The sequence below is a fragment of the Schaalia sp. ORNL0103 genome (assembly GCF_019429565.1).
Lineage (GTDB): Bacteria > Actinomycetota > Actinomycetes > Actinomycetales > Actinomycetaceae > Pauljensenia.
The window spans coordinates 275,536-281,535 of sequence record NZ_JAHXSA010000002.1; the positions used below are offsets into that span (position 1 = coordinate 275,536).

Genomic DNA, 6,000 nt, shown 5'->3' on the forward strand with positions numbered 1-6,000 from the left:
GAGTACGCCTTACCCTCAGCAGCCTGAGCAACAGCCTTCGGGACCATACGCGCCCGCACAGCCCACGTCTCAGGGATATGCGGCGGTTCCGCAGGGATTCGCTCCGGGTTCTGTGCCCGTGACCCAAGGGGCTGTGACTCAGAAGGTGAATCGAGTGTCGATCATCTTAGGTGTTGTCGGGTGGGCCCTCATTGGCCTGACGATACTGGTCATGTGGCTTGCTATCCGAGCCAGCGCATCCGACCCCGACCCGAGTGGCAAGGAAGTGATCGGTTTCTTGCCGCTCTTTGCGCTGATGTTTATTGGCCCGGTGAACCTCGCCGGTGGTGTTATCGGGATTGTTGGGGCAGTGGGGAAGCCGAAGACGCGGAAGCTCAACTGGCTGGGAATCCTCCTGAACGCAAGCCCATACGTCGTCTTCACCGCCTTCATGATTGTTCTGATGTTGTTCATGTAGGTCACTGAAGCGTCGGATGGAGATAGTGATGAATGATCACAGCGGTCCCGCACCTGTGCCCAACAAGCGAGTGTTGCGAATGATGCACAGGTTGTCCTTGGCCTGCGCACTCGCGGGACTTGCCGTGATCATCGGGGGTTTCATCGTCCTGTCGAGCGCGGTTTTTGACGAGATGAACGCCAGCGCTAACCTCGTCATACCCGGCGGCTCTGCGGTGATGAGTGACGATGAGTTCATCCGTTCTGTCCTGCCTGTAGTCGGCGCGGCGGGGATTATTCATCTGGCGGGTGTCATCGCCGGGTTCGTGGGGCGAAAGCATGCCGAGGAGCGCGTGGAGTTCGGGCGCTGCGCGCTTGGAGTGGGCGTGAATGCTTTCTTCCTTGGCTGCGCCGGCATCATCCCTGCCGCGGGTATTGTGAGTGATCCGGTTGGCCTCGTTCTCCTCTTCGCTGTGTGTGGTGCTGCGGTCCTGTCCATGTGTGTTTCCCTGTTTGAGCGCTTCTTCAGCAGCGCGGGCGCGCGATCCGTTGGGGTGGGAGTCGCAGGCTTGCTGGTGATGGGTGGAGCGTTGCTTGTCGGCCTGTTCACGATGCTTGGCGAAATTACTTCGACGCCGGAGGACTCGTTCTTGCTCGGCATGTTTGTTGTGATCGCCTTCGTCGTCGTGTCTGTCCCGGTGGGCATCGCCCAGCTGACGGGCCTGATCATGGGAATACGGGCGCAACGATGCGCCGACAGTGAGGATGAGCAGGCACTCGCTACCTGGGGAATAGTCCTGAATGGAAGCCTGTGCTTGTGTCTTCTGTTCCTTCCCCTGGTGGTTCTTGCCTCAACCTCGTAGAGCGCTATCCCCAGCTCGTTCCTCCTTGCGTTAACACCCTCCCTCCATTAATCTCAATTCTTGAAATACTTTTGGAGGGAGGGGCATGGAGGCTCCGGATCGTGAACGTGGCGGGGTACAGCCGTATCCCGCCACGCCCCGCAAAAGGTGGACGCCCCTCAGATGTGGTGCCGGTGTCTGGATTGTCACCGCGATCTCCATCACCGCTGTGATCATCGTCGAGATAGTCGTCCTGTTCCACCCAGACTTCCATCAGGTTGACGCCATCGTCTACAACCGTGTCATTGCGATGATCGGCGGCGGCCTCACCACTTGTCTGAGTCTCACCGGCCTCGTCATCGCCAGGGCAGAGCTGGGTGAATCAGATGTGTCGAGCGAACAGCGCAGCGCGAGCCTGTGCGGAGTGGTCCTGTGCCTGAGTCCCGTCCTCGTTATTGTCGGGGCCTACAGCGTGCTGGGACCAGGCGTCGCCGAGTGGCTATTCGGATGGAAATAACACCTTTCCGCGACGAAGGAGGCGACCGATGAGTGCGTCGAATGATGTTTGTGCGCAAAGTGCCGCGGCGCAGCCTGTGACACCCCCTCAGCACGTGGCCAACATCGCTCCCGGAGGCGACGTTCATGACGGACGTCCGCCCGTGCGCAGGCGCGTTACGTGGGTGCTGTCGCTGGTGGCTGGCCTTGGTGGTTGGGTCGTGGTCCTCCTGAGCATCGTCCTCACGGTCATCTATTTCATCGAAACAGCAAACTCGGACGACATGGCGGTCAAATACGGACTCGGCGGTGGCTTGATCTGGATATTCTCCCTGTTAGCCCTTTTCGTCATCAATGTCCTCGGGGGGATCTTCGGTCTCATCGAGTTGTTGCGGTGCAACAACTTTCAGGAAGTGAGAAGAGCGTGTTACGTCCTCCTGCTCAACGCGTTGCCGTGGATCATCCTCGGGGTGCTGTACTGGGTGTACATGTCTGACTAAGAGAGTCGCTCCGAGGCCTTGTGACTGTCGATGCGTGGCGTGAACATATGCTCGTTTAGGATTGTGATCGCAGCCCGCATGGGCGCACTGATCAACACGTGAAGGACCGACCGTGACAACCCCGAACCCGTACCTCCCGGACTCGCATCCCGCTCCGGGGTATCCTCCGGAGAACGCGACTCCCACTCAATGGGGCGCGCAGCCTATGAACGGTGCGATGGGCCAGGGGTATGTGCCTGCCGCACAGCCCGGCTATCCGGGCCAGGAACCCGTGCCTCGCGCGAAGAAGAGGCGGAGCATCGGCGGTATCATCCTGCTCGTCTTCGGTGCAGTCATCGTCATGGCGTCGATTGCTGGCTGTCTCGCGATTGATCTTATCCCCGGAGACCATGGGGATAGCGGGGACGGGCTCGCCTGGGCCGGCGTTGCACTTCTTCTGTACGTGGTCCCCTTCGGCCTGATGTTGATGGTCTCTGGCCTCATCCTCGTGTTTGCGGCCCGGAGCCGCTCACGGTGACCCCATCCGGTGGGTACTCAGACGTAACGAACAACGAGTGAAGGACCGATGATGACAATGCCTCATTCTCCCGGTTCCGGGATGCCCGGCACCCCCGGAAACGCGCCGGCCTACCCCGGAAATACACCGGTCTACCCCGGTGCCGTGCCGGGCAACCCCTACGGCGACATGCAGCCGGCACCGCAGCTTGCGGCTCCTCCCAGCCATGGCCTCGTCGTGGCCTCCAAATGCCTCGGAGTCATTGGGATCATCCTCTGCGCTATCGGGTTGTTCGCAGGAGTGGTTTCCGTACTTGCCTCGGCAGACGACTCCGTTGAGTGGACTCTTGCTCCGATCAGCTTCATTCTCGTCGTCGCGATGTTCTACATCCTGGGTGGGATTATGAACATCATCGGCCTTGTCCTTGGCAAGACCGGGCGCAAGCGGGCGCAGGATCCGCGTCAAGCGAAGGCGTGCATGGTGGGGATTTGGCTGAATGCAGCCCCGATGCTTGTGTTTCTGGTTGCCGAGATCCTGGGCGTCATCTGGATGATGGGGACTAGCCTATAGCGGATGCCTCTGTCCCATTGCCCTCGACGAATGAAGGACTACCTGTGACGACTCCATATTCGACCGGTCCCGGCTTGAACGGGTATCCGGCCCAGGCTCCCCAGCAGCCCGCCGCTCCTGGAAGCAGCCGAGGCAAAGCCCTAGGGGCAGCGTGTCGCGGATTCGGTATCACCGGACTCGTTGTCTTTGCGCTGGTCATCCTCGGGACGCTGGTGTACGTGCTGATTCCGAGGGGTGAGCACGGGCTGGACCTGGCTCCGATCGCCTTCATCTTCACGGCCGGATTCTTCTCCATCCCCGTCATCGCGGTGAACATTATTGGCCTGGTTCTCGGCTTCGTTGCGCTCAAGCAGACGAAGAACCCCTCCGAGCGCGGCTACATCGCCCGAGGCCTGCTCATGAATGCTGCGCCGCTCGCGGTTGTTGGCCTCGTCGTTCTTCTGATCCTCTTGATCTACGGGTTCTTCTACCTCATCTCGTTGTTCTAGGACCTTCCGGACCCGACGACCTCTGCTCCCACACCATCAACCTCCCAAGGAACACCAGTGACCACACCAATTCCCCAGGCCCCGGACCCGAATACTTCCCCCGGATACGGCGGCCAGCAAGTGCCCAATCCTCCACAGGTCGAGGGCCTGCCGCAGCAAGCCATGCAGCCCGCAATGCAGCAGAATTGGGGGCAGATGCCCGTCGATCCGGGAATGCAAGAGGGATTCCCGCAGGCTGGGCCGGTGGCCTATGGGCCTGCGGTGCCCGCGCGGCGTCGTAGGTCGTACATGCCGGCGGGTATCTTGTTTGGAATTGGCTTGATGCTTACGGTTTTGCCCCTCATAGCCACGCTATTCCTTGGCCGTGCTACCAACGGCTTCCAACACAATAGCGATACTCTATTTTCGTTCTTAGGGCAGTTGTTCTACGCCCTGCCCATCGGCATCATCCTGATCCTGGTCTCTGGCATCGTGGCAATCTTGGTTGCTGTGATGAACTCTTCGTCGAAGAGCTGATCCCGAGACACGAAAGACCTCCGCGTCGAACCGTCAAACGGCGGCTACGCGGGGTCTTTTCTGTCCTACTTGGCGTGGTAGCGGGGGCTGGTGCCCAGGTGGATGGGCACGCCGGCGTCGGTGTTGCTGATGACGCTTTCGTCGGCCCCGCGGTAGGTGTACGAATCGTCGAAGGCGATGTCGCGGGGGTTTACGAGGCCGTCGATGTATTGGCGTACTTCCTCGGTGGTGGGGCCCTTGCGTCGAGCTGGGTCCATCAACGGGTTCTCGTCGGGGTATTGCGAGGGGTCGGTGTTGATCATGGCGCCGGGATCAACCGCTCCGTATCCGATGTAGGTGTTCCATCCGCTTTGATCGGTCCGAGCTGTCTTGGTGAGTAGTTGGAGGAGTTGGTTGCTGGTGGCATTGGGCCACTTCTGCTTGGCCAGGGCAAGAAAACCAGCAACGAGGGGAACGGAGTTTGAAGTTCCGTCCGTAAATCCTTTATTCCCGCTCTCGTAGTTGTGTACAACGACGGGGCCGCCTACTGCTGCGACGGTGGTGCCTTGGCCCCACGAGGAGTAGGAGGCTACCTTGCCGGTGGTGTCGATGGCGCTGACACCCACGACGCCAGACCACTTCGAATAGGTGTCGAGTGTTTCGTCTTTCGCGTCGTTACCCATGGGCGACACGATGATGATGCCGAGTGCGTTGGCTCGGGCGATCGCCCACTTCGTTGTGTCAGAAGACTCATCGTTAGATGAGGATATGCTAATGATCTGAGCGCCGTCACTGATAGCGCGGTTAATTAGGGAGACGGGGTCTTCAATTCCGTTGCCGTTGCTGCTGGTGCAGTCTCGGCCGGACACGTCATTGTCTCCGGGCTGGCTGGTCGTGTAGGTCAACAGTGTGGCGTCGGGGGCTACTCCGTAGGCCTTGGAGACCAGAAGCGAGGCCATTGAAGTGCCGTGTGTCTTGGAGAAGGGACTCGAGGTGACGGTGCAGGGGCTCTTGTCGATGATTGAGGCACCTGCGAGTTCGGGTGCGTTGGTGTCGACCTCGCCGTCGATGAGTGCGATGGTGACGCCCTGGCCCGTGTAGCCTTTGGCCCGCGCCTGGTCCAGCTTGTAGTAGGCGTAGAAGGTCTGTTCGTTGGCTGTGATCGGGTCGGCGGCGTGAGCGGGAGCGGCGGGCAGGGCGATGGCCCCGGCCGCCAGGGCCAGGGTCATCGCGCACGCACCCGCGAGCTGTAGCCGCCGCCGGCGGCCGGACACGTGGTTCGTGGTCACCATTGGCGGGGATCCCATCCGTCGTCCTTCGGGGAGGCGGGCTTCAGGTCCTTGTCCGATCCGTAGGTCTGCGACATCGGGTTGACGTAGCCGGGGGGCAGCGCATCGTCCTCGTCGTCCTCGAACTTGAAGGCCGTGTACTTGCGTCGCTTGCCCTTCTTGTCGTCCTTGCCGCCACCGGCGCCCGCACCGGCACCGGCACCCATGAAGCCACCCATGCCGGGCCGCCCGGCCGCGCCCGAACCGCCAGCGGTGCTGCCGCTGCCCGTCTTGCCTGCCGCGCCGGACATACCGCCCGCTCCATTCGTGCCCGTCAGGCCGGTCGTCCCGCCCGACGCACTCGCGCTACCGGGCAGACCGCCGGCGCCAAGGCCGCCAACGGAGGACGAC

Annotated in this window: 9 protein-coding genes and 1 pseudogene; 8 read left to right on the forward strand and 2 right to left on the reverse strand. The window is 61.2% G+C overall.

Annotation, left to right across the window (positions count from 1 at the left end):
• Positions 1-133 precede the first annotated feature (133 nt).
• From JJJ16_RS08470 to JJJ16_RS08505, 8 genes are all read left to right on the forward strand, one after another.
• Positions 134-457: a cell division protein FtsW gene (locus tag JJJ16_RS08470; protein WP_318836541.1), complete on the forward strand. Its 324-nt coding sequence runs from the start codon at positions 134-136 to the stop codon at positions 455-457.
• Between the two features lie 28 nt (positions 458-485).
• Positions 486-1,298, forward strand: a complete 813-nt coding sequence (locus JJJ16_RS08475) for a hypothetical protein (protein WP_225905243.1) — start codon at positions 486-488, stop codon at positions 1,296-1,298.
• A gap of 85 nt (positions 1,299-1,383) precedes the next feature.
• Positions 1,384-1,794 (forward strand): hypothetical protein, encoded by a 411-nt coding sequence (locus JJJ16_RS08480; protein WP_219752199.1) that lies wholly within the window; start codon positions 1,384-1,386, stop codon positions 1,792-1,794.
• A 28-nt stretch (positions 1,795-1,822) separates the two neighbouring features.
• Entirely contained in the window at positions 1,823-2,272 is a 450-nt protein-coding gene (locus tag JJJ16_RS08485) for a hypothetical protein (RefSeq protein ID WP_219752200.1), read from the forward strand.
• 112 nt (positions 2,273-2,384) lie between these two features.
• Positions 2,385-2,789: an iron transporter gene (locus JJJ16_RS08490; protein ID WP_219752202.1), complete on the forward strand. Its 405-nt coding sequence runs from the start codon at positions 2,385-2,387 to the stop codon at positions 2,787-2,789.
• 48 nt (positions 2,790-2,837) lie between these two features.
• Complete coding sequence (locus JJJ16_RS08495) at positions 2,838-3,338, forward strand: hypothetical protein (protein ID WP_225905244.1); 501 nt, start codon at positions 2,838-2,840, stop codon at positions 3,336-3,338.
• A 44-nt stretch (positions 3,339-3,382) separates the two neighbouring features.
• The gene (locus JJJ16_RS08500) at positions 3,383-3,826 is read left to right on the forward strand and encodes an inner-membrane translocator (RefSeq protein WP_318836542.1); all 444 of its coding nucleotides are present in this window, start codon (positions 3,383-3,385) and stop codon (positions 3,824-3,826) included.
• Positions 3,827-3,883: 57 nt separating this feature from the next.
• Positions 3,884-4,342 (forward strand): iron transporter, encoded by a 459-nt coding sequence (locus tag JJJ16_RS08505; RefSeq protein WP_318836543.1) that lies wholly within the window; start codon positions 3,884-3,886, stop codon positions 4,340-4,342.
• A gap of 65 nt (positions 4,343-4,407) precedes the next feature.
• Here the strand turns inward: JJJ16_RS08505 and JJJ16_RS08510 are convergent, their stop codons facing one another.
• Positions 4,408-5,628 (reverse strand): S8 family peptidase, encoded by a 1,221-nt coding sequence (locus JJJ16_RS08510; RefSeq protein ID WP_219752203.1) that lies wholly within the window; start codon positions 5,626-5,628, stop codon positions 4,408-4,410.
• A pseudogene (locus JJJ16_RS08515) lies at positions 5,607-6,000 on the reverse strand (hypothetical protein); the annotation flags it as partial. The gene JJJ16_RS08510 and the pseudogene JJJ16_RS08515, both read right to left, overlap by 22 nt.